The organism is Enterococcus pseudoavium NBRC 100491 (genome assembly GCF_001544295.1).
In the GTDB taxonomy this organism is placed as follows: domain Bacteria; phylum Bacillota; class Bacilli; order Lactobacillales; family Enterococcaceae; genus Enterococcus_A; species Enterococcus_A pseudoavium.
In genome coordinates this window covers 40,562-57,676 of the sequence record NZ_BCQF01000005.1, presented here as the reverse complement: position 1 = coordinate 57,676, position 17,115 = coordinate 40,562, and the positions used below count along the sequence as shown (strand labels likewise).

At 41.6% G+C, this 17,115-nt stretch carries 16 protein-coding genes; 14 read left to right on the top strand and 2 right to left on the bottom strand.

What is annotated here, in order from left to right; genetic code table 11:
• The first annotated feature begins 26 nt into the window (after positions 1-26).
• Both EP1_RS03860 and EP1_RS03855 read left to right on the top strand, forming a co-directional pair.
• Positions 27-1,166 carry a nucleotidyltransferase gene (locus EP1_RS03860; protein WP_067623723.1) on the top strand — a complete coding sequence of 380 codons (1,140 nt, stop codon included), beginning with the start codon at positions 27-29 and terminating at the stop codon, positions 1,164-1,166.
• A gap of 72 nt (positions 1,167-1,238) precedes the next feature.
• The gene (locus tag EP1_RS03855; protein WP_067623719.1) at positions 1,239-1,958 is read left to right on the top strand and encodes a YebC/PmpR family DNA-binding transcriptional regulator; all 720 of its coding nucleotides are present in this window, start codon (positions 1,239-1,241) and stop codon (positions 1,956-1,958) included.
• Positions 1,959-2,024: 66 nt separating this feature from the next.
• Here EP1_RS03855 and helD read toward each other — a convergent pair whose 3' ends face one another.
• Positions 2,025-4,307, bottom strand: coding sequence for an RNA polymerase recycling motor HelD (gene helD / locus EP1_RS03850; protein ID WP_067623716.1), 2,283 nt, complete (start codon positions 4,305-4,307; stop codon positions 2,025-2,027).
• A gap of 212 nt (positions 4,308-4,519) precedes the next feature.
• Between helD and thmT the strand changes: the two genes are divergently transcribed.
• The 8 genes from thmT (at position 4,520) to EP1_RS03810 (ending at position 12,166) form a co-directional block, all read left to right on the top strand.
• Positions 4,520-4,696: a 2-hydroxymuconate tautomerase gene (thmT, locus tag EP1_RS03845; RefSeq protein WP_067623713.1), complete on the top strand. Its 177-nt coding sequence runs from the start codon at positions 4,520-4,522 to the stop codon at positions 4,694-4,696.
• Between the two features lie 376 nt (positions 4,697-5,072).
• Entirely contained in the window at positions 5,073-7,013 is a 1,941-nt protein-coding gene (thrS, locus tag EP1_RS03840; protein ID WP_067623709.1) for a threonine--tRNA ligase, read from the top strand.
• A gap of 153 nt (positions 7,014-7,166) precedes the next feature.
• Positions 7,167-7,556, top strand: a complete 390-nt coding sequence (locus tag EP1_RS03835; RefSeq protein ID WP_067623706.1) for a hypothetical protein — start codon at positions 7,167-7,169, stop codon at positions 7,554-7,556.
• 345 nt (positions 7,557-7,901) lie between these two features.
• Positions 7,902-10,025, top strand: a complete 2,124-nt coding sequence (locus tag EP1_RS03830) for a penicillin-binding transpeptidase domain-containing protein (protein ID WP_067623702.1) — start codon at positions 7,902-7,904, stop codon at positions 10,023-10,025.
• 88 nt (positions 10,026-10,113) lie between these two features.
• Complete coding sequence (locus EP1_RS03825) at positions 10,114-10,587, top strand: glutathione peroxidase (protein WP_067623699.1); 474 nt, start codon at positions 10,114-10,116, stop codon at positions 10,585-10,587.
• A gap of 122 nt (positions 10,588-10,709) precedes the next feature.
• Positions 10,710-10,859 carry a 50S ribosomal protein L33 gene (gene rpmG, locus EP1_RS03820; RefSeq protein ID WP_067623696.1) on the top strand — a complete coding sequence of 50 codons (150 nt, stop codon included), beginning with the start codon at positions 10,710-10,712 and terminating at the stop codon, positions 10,857-10,859.
• Between the two features lie 165 nt (positions 10,860-11,024).
• A complete protein-coding gene (locus EP1_RS03815; protein WP_067623691.1) occupies positions 11,025-11,423 on the top strand; it encodes a hypothetical protein in 399 nt (132 codons plus the stop codon).
• Positions 11,420-12,166, top strand: coding sequence for a DUF6681 family protein (locus EP1_RS03810; protein ID WP_067623687.1), 747 nt, complete (start codon positions 11,420-11,422; stop codon positions 12,164-12,166). The genes EP1_RS03815 and EP1_RS03810 overlap by 4 nt, the downstream gene beginning before the upstream one ends.
• Positions 12,167-12,258: 92 nt before the next feature.
• Here the strand turns inward: EP1_RS03810 and EP1_RS03805 are convergent, their stop codons facing one another.
• Positions 12,259-13,185, bottom strand: a complete 927-nt coding sequence (locus EP1_RS03805; RefSeq protein WP_083507484.1) for an ABC transporter substrate-binding protein — start codon at positions 13,183-13,185, stop codon at positions 12,259-12,261.
• Between the two features lie 160 nt (positions 13,186-13,345).
• On the opposite strand from EP1_RS03805, the gene EP1_RS03800 reads away from it, so the two are divergent.
• The 4 genes from EP1_RS03800 to EP1_RS03785 are packed head-to-tail and all read left to right on the top strand — an operon-like array spanning position 13,346 to position 17,111.
• The gene (locus EP1_RS03800) at positions 13,346-14,137 is read left to right on the top strand and encodes an ABC transporter ATP-binding protein (protein WP_067623684.1); all 792 of its coding nucleotides are present in this window, start codon (positions 13,346-13,348) and stop codon (positions 14,135-14,137) included.
• Positions 14,134-15,117 carry a FecCD family ABC transporter permease gene (locus EP1_RS03795; protein WP_067623680.1) on the top strand — a complete coding sequence of 328 codons (984 nt, stop codon included), beginning with the start codon at positions 14,134-14,136 and terminating at the stop codon, positions 15,115-15,117. The genes EP1_RS03800 and EP1_RS03795 overlap by 4 nt, the downstream gene beginning before the upstream one ends.
• Positions 15,114-16,094 (top strand): FecCD family ABC transporter permease, encoded by a 981-nt coding sequence (locus tag EP1_RS03790; protein ID WP_067623677.1) that lies wholly within the window; start codon positions 15,114-15,116, stop codon positions 16,092-16,094. Before EP1_RS03795 ends, EP1_RS03790 begins: the two co-directional genes overlap by 4 nt.
• Positions 16,095-16,115: 21 nt before the next feature.
• Complete coding sequence (locus EP1_RS03785) at positions 16,116-17,111, top strand: GDSL-type esterase/lipase family protein (protein WP_067623672.1); 996 nt, start codon at positions 16,116-16,118, stop codon at positions 17,109-17,111.
• The last annotated feature ends 4 nt before the right edge of the window (positions 17,112-17,115 follow it).

Here is a 17,115-nt window from a genome sequence, read left to right as displayed (position 1 = left end):
ATATGAAAATGGAAGGAGGGGGCGAAATGCGAAGCTGTGGGATTGTGGTTGAATATAATCCTTTTCATAACGGCCACCGGTATCATGCTAAAAAAGCGCGGGAGTTGAGCGGAGCCGATATCGTCGTGGCAGTCATGAGCGGTAACTTTTTACAGCGGGGCGAACCGGCTATCATCGATAAATGGGCTCGTGCACAAGCGGCCTTGGAAAACGGGGTTGATTTAGTCGTGGAATTGCCCTTTGCCTGGGCGGTTCAATCAGCCGATTATTTTGCTAAGGGGAGTATCAAGCTTTTACAGGCATTGAATTGTGACGCACTGTGTTTTGGCACAGATAGTGACGCTTCCTTTAATTATGAAGAATATGGTCGCTTTTTCATTGAGGAAAAAAAAGCGATTGATCAACTCTTTCATGAACTGCCAATTGGTTGGAGCTATCCGGAAAAAATGGCGGAAGTCGTTTCCCAACTTTATCCGGCAGCTCAAGCTTTTCCGCCAAACCATATTTTGGGTTTAAGCTATGCAAAAGAAAACGCCTTGTATCCGCGGCCGATGGAAATTTTCCCACTCCCTCGAGTCGATCAAGGCTATCATGATGAGGACCTGATTCAGGATCAATTTGCTAGTGCGACCGGTATTCGTCGCGGGGTGCTAGCTGGTGAAGATGTTTCCGCATTTGTTCCTAGTCAAACATTAGTTGAATTACAGCAACAACCACTTTCATGGGCTGATTTTTGGCCTTATCTGAACTATCAACTGCGAGCGTCTTCTTTGGAACAGTTGCAGGGAATTTATCAAATGAAAGAGGGCTTGGAGCATCGTTTGACCGAGCAAATGGCGGAAAGTTTTTCAGAATATCTGGGAAAAATCAGTACTAAACGCTATACACAGCCGCGCTTGCAACGCTTGCTGACTTATGTGCTATTGCAAGTCAAAGCAGTCGAGATTCAAGCAGAGCAAAAGAATACGTTGCTGCATGTATTGGGTTTTAGCGAAAATGGACAGGCTTATTTGAATCAAAAGAAAAAGCAATTTGCCTTACCGCTAGCTGCTAAAATTGGCCAAAAGGAAAAAGCTCAGCATCTGCTAACTTATCGCGCCGATCAAATTTATCAATTGGTGCATCCGCAGGAGCAAAATATTGGCCGATTTCCGATCCAAGTATAAAAAATCCTTTTCAAAGCACAGGTGAGTCGTTATAATGGGAAAGTATGAAATTAACGAAAGAGAAGTGAAAACATGGGACGTAAGTGGGCGAATATCGTAGCTAAAAAGACTGCGAAAGATGCAAACAACAGTAAAATTTACGCTAAATTTGGGATTGAAATTTATGCGGCAGCAAAATCAGGGGATCCTGATCCGCATGCCAATCAAAAATTACGTTTTGTTATTGAACGAGCGAAAACCTATAATGTTCCAAAACATATTATCGACCGTGCAATTGAAAAAGCCAAAGGTTCTGGCGATGAAGATTTCCAAGAATTGCGTTATGAAGGCTTTGGTCCGAACGGTTCAATGGTGATCGTGGATGCCTTAACCAATAACGTGAATCGGACAGCTTCAGATGTTCGTGCGGCCTTTGGTAAAAATGGTGGAAATATGGGGGTTTCAGGTGCGGTTGCGTATATGTTCGATAATACGGCATTGTTTGGTTTTGCCGGCGAAGACGCGGATGAAATCTTAGAATATTTGATGGATAAAGAGATTGATGTACGGGATGTCGTAGATGAAGACGGTCAGATCATCGTCTATGGTGAACCAGAAGATTTTAATGCGATCCAAGAAGCATTGAAGGAAAAAGGTATCACGGAATTTTCAATGGCTGAGATGCAAATGATCCCACAAAATGAAGTAACCTTAACGGGTGAGGATCTTGAAAAATTTGAAAAAATGATCGATGTGTTGGACGAGTTAGAAGATGTTCAACAAGTCTATCACAACGTTGAGTTAGAAGATTAAACAACAAGAAGCCCTTCCGATCTGAAAAGATCTGAAGGGCTTCTTTGCTATGTGAAGAATTCTTGGTTAGTTAAAAACTGCTTCAGTATAAAGCGTTTCGGGTATGCTTTCCAAGAGCGGACTCTTTTGACCAATTACTAGTAAGTTCAGTTCGTGCATTGCCCGAGTGCAGACCGTATACAAAATCAATTTGTCTTGTTCGGTATGATAATTCTCTGGAGAGACATTCCAAGCATAGACGCGGTCAAATTCCAGTCCTTTTGCTAAAAAGGTTGGAATAATGATCAAGCTTTTTTTCATAAAGTCTTCTTCATTCGTCAGTAATTGAACGTGCGTTTTTTGCTCCGGTGTTAACTGATCATAAAGTGCCTGACATTCTTCAGCCGTTTTGGCAATAATAGCTGTTCGCCAATATTTAGCAACTTCGGTTGTTTCGGCGAGCTGCTTGATCAATCCGTCAATCATTTGCTGGCTATCATTTGTATAATAGACTTTTGGTCGATCACCGGCTCGCGCAGTCAATTCGACTCGATTTTCCTGCGTCAAAAATTGATTGGCAAAATTAGTGATCTCTTCTGTCGAACGATAGCTGGTTGTTAATTCAAAGTGAGTCAAGTCTTGATCGACAAAAATCTCCTTCAAAGAATGGACCATGCTTTCATTACCAAAGACCTTTTGATTCAAGTCGCCACATAAAGTATAGGTTGCTTTTGGATAGAGATGTTGCAGCAAAGCCACCTGGGCCGGTGAGAAGTCCTGCATTTCATCGATAAAGATAAAGCGTGCTTTTTGTTTCACGTCGACTGGATGGATCGATTTCATCAATAAGAACAGCAACGTAGCGTCTTCTAAACTCAAGTCTTTACGTTTGAAATCCTTCAGCAAGTCACTCAACATCGTCTGCCAATTTTCTGCAGTTAAGTGATAATGAGACAACAAGCGGTTAGGAACATTTTGTAAGAAATGCAAATATTGTTTAGCATAGTTGATGAAGCCGTAGCGATTGATTTGTCGGCGAATTGGTCGCATTTTTTTACGAACGACTTTCTGGGTCATTTGCCGGCGTAAGCGTCGTTCGGCTTTTTCGGAATCTTCCATATCAGGATTGTTGACGAAAAGTGCATCAACCAACTCATCGGCCGCTTTTTTAACCCAGTCTTTTTTCATTTCGTCTTTTTCTAAGCCGCCTAATTTTTTCAGAAGTTTTGTCTGAAGTAATTGCATCCGCTGATACATCGGCAGTTCAGGGTTAGCTTCTTGATACCAAGCTCGGATTTGCTTTTTGGAAATTAAAACCTCTTGATTCAATTTAAGGTCACGAAACAGTGGTCCAAATTCTGCGATCCGTTCAACATACTGGTACAGTGCTTGAACAATCGCAAAACTGCTTTTTGCTCGTAAAACACGATCGTCTTGACCAGAAAGAAAGACTTCTTCGTGACTTTCTTCGGTATGGATCTGATAATTCGGCAATAATGCACTTAAAAAGGTTTTGAAGGTTTCCGTTGGGATTCCGCTTTCTCCTAATGAAGGCAAGACGGTCGAGATATAATCAGAGAAAATATGGTTCGGTGAAAATAGTAAGACTTGTTCATTATCTAGCCATTTTCGGTTGTGATAGAGCAAATAGGCAACCCGTTGCAAGAGTGCTGAGGTTTTACCACTGCCGGCAATACCTTCAACCACTAGTACTTTACTGCTAGTGTCACGGATGATTTCATTTTGAGAACGTTGAATCGTCGCAACAATATTCTTCATGTGATTAGAAGAGGCTTCATCTAAAATTTCTAAAAGGAAATCGTCATTGATGGCTTCTGACGTATCCACCATCGATAATAGTTGGCCCTCGCGAATTTTAAATTGCCGTTTCAAAAGAAGTTCGATTGGAATAATCGCGTCATGGGCTTCGTATTGCGTCTGACCTAAGGTTCCTTCATAGTACAAGTTAGCAATCGGGGCCCGCCAGTCGATCACGACGGTTTCTTCTTGTGTATCTCTTAAGGAAGCGATCCCTAGATAAAGGGTCTCCGTTTCTTGCTCTTCTTGGAAATCAATCCGGGCGAAATAGGGATTGCCGGTCATTAGTTTCAATACTTTTTGCCGCTTTTCTTGTGAAGCGAAGGTTTGGTAGCGCAGCAATAATTCTGCTTCGTGTTGCCGGGTGTCGGCCATCGTTTCGGCCAAAGATTCGAAAGAACCACCCTGCACTCTTTGCCCGGCATTTTCCAACATCTCAGTATCAAATTTTTCTTTTGTTGCTTTTTTCTGGCTGTCTAAAAAAGCCATTTCTTGTTGGATCAAGGCGCTTGTCTGTTGGACGTGCTCTTGTTCATACTCTCTTGCGTTCATTTGAGCATCCCCTTTTATTTTTCCGTCAACTGTTTATAACAGCATAATAGTATAGCACAGAAGCGAAGGCAGAAGCAAAGGGCAGGATTAAACGGATTTCGGCCAAGCAAATAATTTTTAAAGTTGAAAATGAAACGATTGTCGCAAGGCTTTTAAATAGAAATGTGTTAAAATTAAGTAGATAATTAATCAATTTAAAGGAGCGATGCTATATGCCATTTGTGCATATCGAATTAGTTGAAGGAAGAAGCCAAGAACAATTAACTAAAATGGTCGAAGAGGTAACAGAAGCTGTTTCGAGAACTGCCGGAGCACCTAAAGAAAATATACATGTCATTATCAACGAAATGCCAAAAGGTCGCTACGCCCAAGGTGGAAAGTGGAAATAATTCTTTTATACTTGCATTTCAATTCAATAAACGTTTATAATGAATTTGTAATTGATTGATGAAGAAAGACAACTGAACTTGAAGGCTGTTTACCAGAGAGGAAAAGAGATTGCTGAGACTTTTCCAGATAAGCGCAAGGGATGACCACTTTCAGAGACCTCTGTATAAATGCAGGGGCGGACAGCGCCGTTATCGCTTGTGAGGAACAGAAATCTGTTCAAAGATTAGGTGGAACCACGTTTATTCGTCCTAGTACCGTTTTGGGTACTAGGACTTTTTTTATCTCCGTGGCGGACCACTAAGAAAATGGCTCCAAAACTGAAGTGTTCAAAGAACTTTTCAAATCAATCAACAATAATTAAGGGGGAACTACAGGATGGTAAAAATTTCATTTCCAGATGGATCAACAAAAGAGTTTGACAGCGGTATTACTGGTTTAGAAATCGCAAAAAGTATTTCTAATTCATTAGCTAAAAATGCCTTAGCAGTTGTCGTCAATGGCCAATTAGAAGACTTAAATCGGGCAATCGAAGAAGATGCGGAATTAAAAATCGTTACAGATAAAGATGAAGAAGCTTTACCGCTTGTTCGTCACTCAAGTGCCCACTTAATGGCGCAAGCTATTCGCCGTCTATTCCCAAATATGCATTTTGGCGTTGGTCCAGCGATTGAATCAGGCTTCTATTATGACACTGATAATGGTGAGGGTGCTCAAATCAGCGAAGAAGATTTCCCAGCGATTGAAAAAGAAATGAAGAAGATCATCAAAGAAAACTGGCCAATCGAACGCAAAGTAATGAGCCGTCAAGAAGCTTTAGATTTCTTCAGCTATGATCCATATAAAGTGGAATTGATCCAAGACTTACCTGAAGATGAAGTGATCACTGCGTATACTCAAGGTGAATTCACTGATCTATGCCGGGGACCACATGTCCCATCAACTGGAAAAATCAAGATTTTCAAATTATTATCAGTCGCAGGTGCTTACTGGCGCGGTAATTCAGATAACCAAATGATGCAACGGGTCTACGGAACAGCTTTCTTCAAACAAGATGATTTGGATCATTTCTTGAAGATGCGTGAAGAAGCCAAAGAACGTGATCATCGTAAATTAGGGAAAGAGCTAGATCTATTTATGATTTCACAAGAAGTTGGTTCAGGACTACCTTTCTGGTTACCAAAAGGCGCAACGATCCGTCGTATCATTGAACGCTACATCGTGGACAAAGAAATCTCAATGGGCTATGAACACGTGTATACGCCAGTTCTAGCAGACACTGGTTTATACAAAACTTCTGGTCACTGGGATCACTATAAAGAAGATATGTTCCCAATCATGGACATGGGTGATGGCGAAGAATCATTGGTTTTACGTCCAATGAACTGCCCACATCACATGATGATCTATAAAAATCATATTCACTCTTACCGTGAATTGCCAATTCGTTTAGCGGAATTGGGAATGGATCACCGTTATGAAAAATCAGGTGCCTTGTCAGGCTTGCAACGGGTTCGTGAAATGACGATGAACGATGCTCATATCTTTGTTCGTCCGGATCAAATCAAAGAAGAATTCCGTCGGACCTTAGACTTGATCTTAGAAGTGTATAAAGATTTCGGTTTTGAAGACTATCGTTTCCGTCTAAGCTATCGTGATCCTGAAAACACTGAAAAATACTTTGATGATGACCAAATGTGGGAAACTTCGCAAGGGTTATTGAAAGAAGTAATGGACGAATCAGGTTTCGATTACTTTGAAGCTGACGGTGAAGCAGCTTTCTACGGTCCTAAATTAGACGTCCAAGTCTTGACGGCTTTAGGAACTGAAGAAACATTATCAACGATCCAATTTGACTTCTTATTACCAGAACGCTTTGATTTAACGTATGTTGGTGAAGATGGCAAAGACCATCGCCCAGTCGTTGTTCACCGTAGTGTTGTTTCAACGATGGAACGCTTTACGGCTTACTTGATCGAACAATACAAAGGCGCTTTCCCAACTTGGTTGGCACCTGAACAAGTAGTGATTCTACCTGTTTCACCAGAACATCATGGGGATTATGCTTATGAAATCAAAGATCGCTTGGTTCGTGAAGGAGTTCGCGTCGAAGTCGATGACCGTAACGAAAAACTAGGTTACAAGATTCGCCAAGCCCAAACACAAAAAATTCCTTACCTATTAGTCATCGGTGACAAAGAGGTCAAAGAGGCTACAGTTAATGTTCGTCGTTACGGTAGTGAAGAACAAGAAGTGCAAGATTTAAATATGTTCGTTGAGGCCATCAAAGCAGATATCGATAATATGAGCCGCAACTAAAAAAATGTCAGTTTAAACCGATTCCCAAAAGTTAGCCAGTGCTAGCTTTGCGGGATCGGTTTTTTTGTGGTCAAATCTTTTCAATAAAAAAATAATTTTGGGTTGTGAATGACAGCCAAAACGTTCGTTAATAATAGTAAGGAGGCGACCAGTATGCAGCGACATCCGTTTACAGCACGACAAATGTTCCAATTACAGATTAAAACCTTAGAAAAAAGAATCGAGAACTATTATTGCGCAACGGCTGATACTGGGTGTGTGATTAAACTGGCTCGTCTGCTACAGATTCGACGAACTTTAGGAACTGAAGCATTTCAAAACCCTTGTGAAGGACTGATCCGGAAGCTTTATTTGACAGAAATAAAGAGACCTGTCGAAATGAAGCGGTATCTCTATTATTTTCGCGCTTATTTTTCGAATGAGGAATGGGCGCTTTTGTTGCTAGTGTTTTTTCCGGAAGTATCTTTAAAGCAGACTAGGAAAGTATTAACGCTGTTACAACAACTCTTTCTGTTACCGAATTATCGTTACACCGTCCCTTAGAATGGAGAAGTGGCCAAAAGGATAGCCTTAATTCATTTGTGGAAAACTTTTTAAAGAAAATGCGTAATAGCCACGTTTCATTTTCCAAAAGTTTTCCACAGTAAGGTTGGAAAAAGAATGTTTCACAAAAAATGAGTTTTTTGTAAGTTGAGAAGCCTAATTTTACACCGATAAATTCGTAAGCTTAAAATTCTATTATGAAACTGTGAAACACTTTGGCTTTTTGAAAGGAAAAGTACTTAAAATTTTTAAACTATCTTAAAGGAACTGCGAATAATCCTTTTGAAAAAAGTCTTTTTCGGCTACAATAAGACAAGTAACAGTCAAAGTGGAAGGAACAGATAAATGAAATTTACGAATCCATTTACGAAATTTTTTGAGAAATTAAAAATGGCGGATGAGAGAGGCCGCAATCAAAATAGAAGTCATATCCCTTTTCGATTGAATATTTTATTTTTTGTGATCTTCGCACTGTTTGTCATTCTAGTCACGCGATTAGGCTATTTGCAAATTGTCGAAGGCGACAAGATGAAAGCTGAAATGAAGGCCTCAACGACCATTACGGTCAAAGAAAATGCGCCGCGGGGTGTGATCTATGATGCCAAGGGGACTGCTTTAGTCAACAATGTCGCCAATCCAGCGATCACCTTTACGCGCGGGAATAATATGAAAGCATCAGATATTTTAGCATTAGCGGAACAACTGAATCAGTTAATCGACGTGCCAGTTGATGAAAGTCTGACAGTCCGCGACAAAAAGGATTATTGGTTAGTCGATGAAAAGCATTTGAAGGAAGCAGAAGATCGGATGTCGTTTAAGGAGAAGAATCTTGACACGACCAATGAGTACCAAAAACTTGTTGATAAAGTGAAAGATAGTGAAATTCAACTCAATGAAGAACAGCTGAAGGTCGCAACGATCTTCAAACGTATGAATAGCGCATCGGCCTTGAGCACCGTTTTTGTAAAAAACGAAGGAGTCACAGATGAGGAATTAGCCGTCGTTGCTGAACGAGCTTCTGATTTACCGGGAGTTTCTACGGGCACTGATTGGGATCGTGGCTATAATGATGCTTTAGAGGGTTCAATGAAGAGTATCTTAGGGACGATCACTACTGAAAAAGAAGGTTTGCCGGCAGAAGTCGCCGATGAATATCTTAAAAAAGGTTATGCCCGTAACGATCGGGTTGGGAAAAGTTATTTAGAGAAACAATACGAAGATGTGTTGCAAGGTAAAAAAGGGGAATACAAAGTTACCTTAAATCAACAGGGCAATATCGAAAAGCAAAAAGAAGTTAAAAAAGGGGAAAAAGGCTCCAATGTCGTTTTGACGATCGACTCAGCTTTCCAGAAAAAAGTTGAAGAGATCTTACGGAAACACTATCAAGGTCTAGTAGACAGTGGAGTTGCCAAATACTCGCCTGGCGCTTACGCAGTAGCTCTGAATCCGAATACTGGCGAAGTCTATGCGATGACTGGCTTCAGACATGATGCAAATAGCAAGACATTAGAAGAGAATACCCTTGGAACGATCACTGATGCATTTGTTCCAGGATCAGTCGTGAAGGGTGGAACGGTCACGGCCGGTTATGAGACGGGAGTCATCAGCGGCAATGATACCTTGATTGATCAGCCGATTAAATTAGCAGGTACATCACTAAAAGGGTCCATCTACAACAAAGTCTTAGGGAACCAGATCCCGTTGAATACTGTCAAAGCATTGGAATGGTCGTCTAATGCCTATATGATGCAGCTGGTCTTGCGAATGCTAGGAGTTGAGTACCAGCAAGAGATGGCACTACCAGAAAGTGCTTCATCAAAAGAAATGTATGACAAGTTACGTAAAGCTTTTGCTGAATATGGAATGGGCGTTAAAACGGACATTGATTTACCAAATGAAGCGACTGGGGTCGTAAATGCGAATTTTGGACAGGAAAATGGACCTGGCGGAGGGAATCTGTTGGACCTTTCTTTTGGTCAATATGATACGTATACGCCGATGCAGCTGGCTCAGTATGCAGCGACGATTGCCAACAGCGGAACGCGGATCTCGCCTCACGTAGTCAAAGGGATTTACGGCAATGATGACAGTGGCGGTTTAGGGGCATTACAAAAAGAAATTACAGGTAAAAAATTGAATCAAGTCAATATCAGCGCCGAACAAATGGGGATTATTAGAGAAGGTTTTTATCAAGCAGTTCATGGGAGCGATGCCTATACGACGGCGCGCGATCTTGCTTCGGCGAAGATCGATCCAGCGGCTAAAACCGGGACAGCTGAAACCGTTCCTGAAGCGAATCCGAACGTGAACACGATCAATAGTAACATTGTGGCGTATGCACCTTATGATAAACCGCAAATTGCGATCAGTGTGATGTTACCGAATTTGGATGAAGAACATGACGACACCAATAAAGCCATCACAAAAGACATAATAGATGCATTTGCAGATACCTATGGCGTACAATAAAGCTAAGGAGCTTAAGCTCCTTAGCTTTTTTAGTCTAAAATAGATGAATCGATAACCGATTCTTTCAAAAAATTGAGGAGTGAGCAGCATGACAGTCTATAATTTTGCAGTGAAACAAACGGATGGCAGCGAAAAAGCTTTAGCGGATTACCAAGGAAAGGTTTTATTGATCGTCAATACTGCAACTGGTTGCGGCTTCACACCGCAATATGAGGGGTTGCAAAAGCTATACGAAGCTTATCAAGATCGCGGCTTTGAAGTATTGGATTTTCCTTGTAATCAATTTAAAAATCAAGCGCCTGGGACAAACGAAGAGATCGCCGAGTTTTGTCAGTTGAAGTATCACACGACTTTTCAAACGTTTGGCAAGATCGATGTCAACGGCGAAAATGAGGCTCCGCTATATAGTTACTTGAAGAGTGCGCAAGGAGGATTACTTAACAAAGCAATCAAATGGAACTTCACAAAATTTCTAGTAGACCATGAAGGAAACGTCGTAAAACGCTATGCATCGCAAACAAAACCAGAAGCAATTGCAGAAGAGATTGAAGCGCTACTTTAAAAACGTCAAGTAGAATTACTTAACAAAATTTACAAAAAGACTAGTCAAGTAAATCAAAACATGATATGATATCAAAGTCTGAGAAATATCTTGGAAAACTACTTTTGACGGGAGGGAAAATCATGCGCGTAAATATCACTTTAGAATGTACTTCTTGTAAAGAACGTAACTACCTAACAAGCAAAAACAAACGTAACAACCCTGATCGTTTGGAAAAAATGAAATATTGCCCACGCGAACGTAAAGTTACTTTGCATAAAGAAGTAAAATAATCGCACTCACAAGCCAGCAATTGATTGCTGGCTTTTTTTTTGTCCTTCGTTTGTTTGGCAATATAAGTAAATCTACACAAAAACTTCATAGATTCCTAAACAAAAGCTAACTTTCCAATGATAAAACTAGTTATTAGACAAAGGATTTTAGAAAGGAAGGATCAGATGCGTAAAGTTCCACCAATCTTGAAACCGATCGCCTTATTGACGTTATCGATTTTGATTGCGACCACTTCAGGGATTTTGAATAATGCTAGTTATCGTCAAGTGAAGGCGACGACACCGACAACGGAATCAACGTCTGTACCAAGAAATGATTCTTCTGAAACTTCAGATAGCATGATAAATGAAAGCAGTACTGTTGAAGAAGCGCCGGTTACGCAAGAATCCAACGATAACAATGGTGCGGCGACCGACACGGAAGAACAGCCGGTTGAAAATCTGACACCGACGACGGAAGAATCTCAAACAACTCCCTCATCAACAGAAGAAGCGCAAACGACACCGACGCAGCAACAGCCGGCCAATGAGATTGCTGACTCAGAAACGGGTGATAGTCAATGACCATATTGTTAGATATTATCAATGGCTTGAATAAATTTTTAGGTTTCTTAGATATCAGTCCTAAATATTCAAACCGGGCCTACACCTTATTAAGTATCATTCCGACGGTTTATATTTTACGGATTATTTATGGCTTGTGGCTGAATCAAAATTATCTGCAATTGATTCTTTATGGTTTGGTTTTTATCGGATTGGTCTATTTCATTATATTGAATTTTTCTTATTACTTTCTTGATAAGAATTTAAAAGGGGATATCACCCAATTATTTGTTAAATATTTGCCAGACGATGCTTTTAATATCCAAAGTGAACAACCGAAAAAGAAACAACTGTTTAAGCAGGCTCAAGAGGTCACGGTTGATTTTGTTGAGGACTATCAGCTGAAACTAGCGGAGAATATCCAAAGCCTGATTGATGCTGGCGAACTTATGACCCGTGATTTGACGCAAGCTGAAGGTTTTTTAATCGAAGAACAGACACTGTATCCTTATTATTACGTAAAACAACTAACGGACAACACTTATCAACTACAGATTGGTAAAAACTATCATGATTTAGAGGCCATTGGTACGATCCAGCAGACGGAGCCTTTGTGGCCGATTGGTTTGTTCATTGTCGGCGGTGATTTTGTTAAGGATGGGGTACGTTACCACGAACCATATCGCTTGAAATTTTTGGCTAAAGAAGAGACTAATAAGTCGGCATCAACAGGCACGACTCGAGCCAGTCGGCGAAAAAAATAAATGCTATCTGATTGGAGCAGCTTCATTGGAAGTTGCTTCAGATCAGATAGCATTTTTGCTAAAAAGCTTAAATATTCATCAGCGATCGATGCTTAGTTTAAGACAGTGCGAATATTTTCGACCATTTTGGTATAAGCAATCGGTCCATTGTATAGCCAGCTCGAAGTACCGTCAAATTCAAACAACTGCTGATTTTTTACAGCGGGCAGATTGTTCCATAAAGGGTCCTTAAACATCGCTGCTCCTGAGTCGCTGTTGACTAAGAAAAGATAGTCGGCATCTAGCTGTGAAAGACTTTCTAAAGAAACGGGTGAGAAATCGGCTGTTGCTTTTTCGCTGATTGTTTTCGTTAATTCAGGGACTTCAAAACCCAGCTCATGATAGAGTAATTGACCGCTTGCGCGATTGTCGGCTACCATAAAAGCGGAGTTGTTGGTTACCCACAAAACAGCTGCTGATTTGCCTTCAATTTTATCTTTCAAGTCTTTTTTGGTTTGATCGACCAATTGATCGTAGTCTTTTTCGACTTCTTTGGCTTTAGCTTCTTTACCAAAAACTTTTCCGATATCTTCTAATTGGTCACGCCAAGTAACCTTATCACCGTTTTTAACGACATAAGTTGGGGCGATTTTGGCATATTCTTGATACTTTCCGCCTTCCAGGGTGCCGTTTGAACCAATCAATAACAGATCCGGTTCGAATTTTAAAACATCTTCGTAGGGTAAGTCATAATTGATCGTTGGAATATCTTTTAAGTCTTTTTGTAAATAGTGTTGGATTTTTCCTTCACCCACGGTCCATTGGGCAACGGGTTTTTCATCTAAAGCAACTAAATAATCCTCCAAGTAAGAAGCGATGATTCGTTTAGGTTTTTTAGGAATCTCGACCTTGTGATCTTGCGCGTCGGTCAAGGTCCGAGTGGCGCTAGTTGTATCTTGACTTTCACTGCTTGATCCACAGGCAGCGAGGCTGACGATGGCTAAGAGTGAAGCGGTTGCTAAAAGCATTCTTTTTATCATAAAAAAACTCCTTCGAGATTAATTGAGAAATATTCTCAATTAATATTATCAATGAAAGCTGGCAGACTGTCAATAACGTTTTTTCTTTGGCTGACGGGTTGACGTTACTGGAAAATAAGGTGATAATTGAGAACGATTATCAGAGAAATGAGGAAGATCAATGACAAAATTAAAGACAACAGATCTTTCAATCGGATACGAAAAAAAAATTGTTGTAAACGATATTACAGTCGAAATTCCTAAAGGACAGATCACTAGTTTGGTAGGTCCCAACGGTAGTGGAAAATCAACTTTTCTAAAAGGGTTAGCACGAATTTTAGAGCCGGCTAAAGGAGAAGTTTTTATTGATGGTGAAAATATTCAACGCCTAGATACAAAAGTCGTTGCTCAGAAGATTGCTTCCTTATCGCAAACTAGTAACCAAACGAGTGGCTTGACGGTCGAAGAGATCGTGGCCTATGGTCGCTTTCCCTATCAAAAGGGATTTTCGGGGTTGAAAGAGCATGATCATCAATTGATCGACTGGGCTTTAGAAGCGACCAATTTGCAAAAATTGAAAGAGCGGACCTTGCTGACGTTGTCAGGCGGTCAGCAACAGCGCGTCTGGATTGCAATGGCCTTGGCGCAAGATACCGATATCCTGATTTTAGATGAGCCGATTACTTTTTTAGATCCTGCGCATCAGTTAGAGATTTTAGAATTACTACAAGCGATCAATCGGCAGGGGAAAACGATTTTAATGACGATCCATGATTTGAATCATGCATCGCGCTTTTCTGATTATTTATTAGGAATGAAAAAAGGGCAGCTAATCTTTCAAGGCACCCCCAAAGAAATCTTTACGGCTGAGAAATTATTGAATCTTTTCGATATTCAAGCCACCTTTGCGACGCTGCCCAATAGTGATAAACCAATCGTGATTGCTTACGATCTAGTAAAGGAGCAGGCATGACTAAACGAAAATGGTTCTTTCCGATTGTGCTGCTCTTATTGCTTTTCGTCATGTTTTTATCTCTACGCTATGGGGCAGTCACAAGTAAATGGTCCGATGTGATCCAAGCTCTGCTGCATGCTGAACCGAGCAAGCAAGGAGCACAGTTGGTTCGTTATTTGCGCTTGCCGCGGATGCTGGGGGCTATTTTGGTGGGAGCGGGTTTTGCGATTGCCGGAGCATTGATCCAAGGAATTACTGCTAACCCTATCGCCGATTCGGGGCTTCTAGGGATTAATTCAGGTGCCGGCTTAGGGTTGGCACTGGTATTTGCTGTGAGTGCCAATCCTTCACCGTTGTTAGGGATCCTAGGTTCTTTTTTGGGCGCTTCGGTTTCGATTTTGTTGATTTATTTAGTTTCTAAGCGCGTTTCTTTCGGATTGTCGCCCGTCCGAATCGTTTTGCTGGGAGCAGCATTGAGTTCCTTTTTCACCGCTGTTAGCCAAAGTATCAGTTTACTTTTCGATTTAAATCAAGATCTGACTTTTTGGTTTGTCGGTGGGACAGCTAATATTTCTTGGCAGCAATTACAAGTGGTGTTCCCTTTGATTTTATCCGGAGTGCTGGGTTCTTGTTTGATCAGTCCCCAAGTTACTTTGTTGAGTATCGGGGATGAGGCGGCGATTTCATTGGGCAAAAAACCAGGACGGATTCGCCGTTTAAGTATGCTGTTGGTTTTATTGCTAGCTGGAAGTTCGGTCGCGCTAGTAGGGACGATTAGTTTTATTGGTTTAATGGTTCCCCATGTCGTCCGTTTTTTTGTGGGCCATGATTATCGCTATGTAATTCCGGCATCCGGTCTTTTGGGGGCTTTCTTTTTTGTGACAGCAGATGTCGCTTCACGCTTGGTTGCTCCGCCATTAGAAACTCCGACTGGTGTCATTATTACCATCATTGGGGTTCCGTTTTTACTTTTACAAATTAGGAAGGGAAGCATATGAAAAAAAGAATCGGTTGGTTAAGTCTGCTTTTCTTTTTGGTTATCGGGATTTTACTTAGTTTAACTGTGGGGACCATTCCCTTATCATTGAAGGAACTGTTGCAGGTCTTTCAAAAGACGGCGAGCACGAGCCACCAATTGATCGTACTTGATTTTCGCTTTCCCCGTCTGTTAGTGTCGCTCTTAGCTGGGATGGGCTTGGCGGTATCGGGTTATTTATTTCAGTCAATTACCCATAATGATCTAGCCGATCCGGGGATTCTAGGGATCAATGCGGGGGCGGGCCTGACGGTTTTAATTTACTTAGGTTTTTTTGCCAGAGGTGAAAATAGCTGGTATTTACCATTGATCGCTTGTGTCGGTAGTTTTATGGCTGCCATGTTGGTCTACTATTTTGGCCGTCAGTCAGAGCGGATTACCCCCAATCGCTTACTGCTAGCCGGTGTGGCGGTCAATGCCGGGATTTCCGCGTTGACTTTGATTGGTACGATTCGTGTTTCAAAGGATAATTATCAATTTGTAACAGCATGGCTAGCCGGAACAATCTGGGGGACCACTTGGCAACATGTTTGGTTATTATTGCCGTGGATTGTTGGTCTGCTTCCGCTGGTCTTACTACGGGGGCGGTCACTAGAAGTTCTAGAGCTTGGTGATGAGATCGCGGTCGGTTTGGGCGTAAAGCTGAAACGGACACAATTATTCTTCTTAGTCTGTGCCGTTTGCTTGGCGGCAGTGAGTGTTTCGATTGCTGGTAGCATCAGTTTTATTGGTTTGATTGCACCACATATCGCCCAGCAATTGACAGGCCGGAAAAATAATCAAACACTAGTGATGAGTGCCTTAATTGGCGGTTTGTTGTTATTATTCAGTGATATTTTGGCGCGAGTGGTTCTACCGAGTGGTGAGATGGCAGCCGGGATTATTGTCTCGTTAGTCGGAGCACCGTATTTTATTTTTCAGCTAGTGAAGCGAAATTAAGCCAAAATGGGAGGTGTTTAGATGAGTTGGACGACGATCTGGAGTCATGCGCAGCGTGGAATCGCAACGGCTAGTTCTTCAGCGGGGACGATTCAAGTCAATTTGCGTAGTTTTACCGGCGTTGAAAAAATTCGGCTCGTATTTGCCAACCAGTATGGTTGTCAGGTTCAAACGATTCAAAAAGTCTGGATCAAAGTTGGTGACTACAAACAGCCGTTGGCCGATTTTACGCTATCGCCAGGCGAGCTGCTTAGAACGGAGCCCATAGTAGTTGATCCAGGTGTGCGCAAGTGGCAGCTTGGTTATCAGGCTGAGCCACTTGAAAGTGGTTTTGCGTATCATGATGCTGATTTTTTGGCCGGCGATCGCAAAGGCACTTTTTGTTCGGGACTATTAGCGGTTGAGGCTGAAACGACGGGTAACTGTGTGGTTGCGCTAGGCGATTCCCTCACGGAAGGCGCGACATGGACGGCACCGTTACAGAGTAAGCTACGTAAAGCTGGGATTTATGTAGTCAATCAAGGAATCAATGGCAGTTGCTTGCTTAAATCCGGCAGTGATCGGCCGACTAGCGAGAGTCAAAACTTTTTTTATGGCTATGATGGCTTGCGCCGGTTAACGGATTGTTTTGCCAGTCATAAACAAGTCAGCCAAGTTATCTTATTTTTAGGGATCAATGACTTGATCAATGGCGAATTGACCTTAGAAAAGTTTCAAATGACCATTAAACGTTTGGTTGCTCTGTGTGAAGATCAGCAAGCAAGTTATCAGTTGTGTACCTTGACACCTTGTCTAGGATATCCGGGAATGGATCTGGCAAAAGAAGCTTTGCGGCAAAAAATCAATCAGTGGCTGCTTGAAAGTTATTCTAACGTGTGGGATTTTTCAACCATCGTGGAAGGACCAGTCGGTTATTTAGCGCCGCAGTTCGACAGTGGTGATCACCTGCATCTGAATGCGATCGCTGGCTTAGCAATCGCGCGCCAAATTTCTAGTGATTTCATTAAAGGGGAGTAATCCT

Bases quoted from the DNA above. Each gene is read 5' to 3' on its own strand.
- EP1_RS03860 (WP_067623723.1), top strand. From the start codon at position 27: ATGCGAAGCTGTGGGATTGTGGTTGAATATAATCCTTTTCATAACGGC.
- EP1_RS03855 (WP_067623719.1), top strand. From the start codon at position 1,239: ATGGGACGTAAGTGGGCGAATATCGTAGCTAAAAAGACTGCGAAAGAT.
- helD (WP_067623716.1), bottom strand. From the start codon at position 4,307: ATGAACGCAAGAGAGTATGAACAAGAGCACGTCCAACAGACAAGCGCC.
- thmT (WP_067623713.1), top strand. From the start codon at position 4,520: ATGCCATTTGTGCATATCGAATTAGTTGAAGGAAGAAGCCAAGAACAA.
- thrS (WP_067623709.1), top strand. From the start codon at position 5,073: ATGGTAAAAATTTCATTTCCAGATGGATCAACAAAAGAGTTTGACAGC.
- EP1_RS03835 (WP_067623706.1), top strand. From the start codon at position 7,167: ATGCAGCGACATCCGTTTACAGCACGACAAATGTTCCAATTACAGATT.
- EP1_RS03830 (WP_067623702.1), top strand. From the start codon at position 7,902: ATGAAATTTACGAATCCATTTACGAAATTTTTTGAGAAATTAAAAATG.
- EP1_RS03825 (WP_067623699.1), top strand. From the start codon at position 10,114: ATGACAGTCTATAATTTTGCAGTGAAACAAACGGATGGCAGCGAAAAA.
- rpmG (WP_067623696.1), top strand. From the start codon at position 10,710: ATGCGCGTAAATATCACTTTAGAATGTACTTCTTGTAAAGAACGTAAC.
- EP1_RS03815 (WP_067623691.1), top strand. From the start codon at position 11,025: ATGCGTAAAGTTCCACCAATCTTGAAACCGATCGCCTTATTGACGTTA.
- EP1_RS03810 (WP_067623687.1), top strand. From the start codon at position 11,420: ATGACCATATTGTTAGATATTATCAATGGCTTGAATAAATTTTTAGGT.
- EP1_RS03805 (WP_083507484.1), bottom strand. From the start codon at position 13,185: ATGATAAAAAGAATGCTTTTAGCAACCGCTTCACTCTTAGCCATCGTC.
- EP1_RS03800 (WP_067623684.1), top strand. From the start codon at position 13,346: ATGACAAAATTAAAGACAACAGATCTTTCAATCGGATACGAAAAAAAA.
- EP1_RS03795 (WP_067623680.1), top strand. From the start codon at position 14,134: ATGACTAAACGAAAATGGTTCTTTCCGATTGTGCTGCTCTTATTGCTT.
- EP1_RS03790 (WP_067623677.1), top strand. From the start codon at position 15,114: ATGAAAAAAAGAATCGGTTGGTTAAGTCTGCTTTTCTTTTTGGTTATC.
- EP1_RS03785 (WP_067623672.1), top strand. From the start codon at position 16,116: ATGAGTTGGACGACGATCTGGAGTCATGCGCAGCGTGGAATCGCAACG.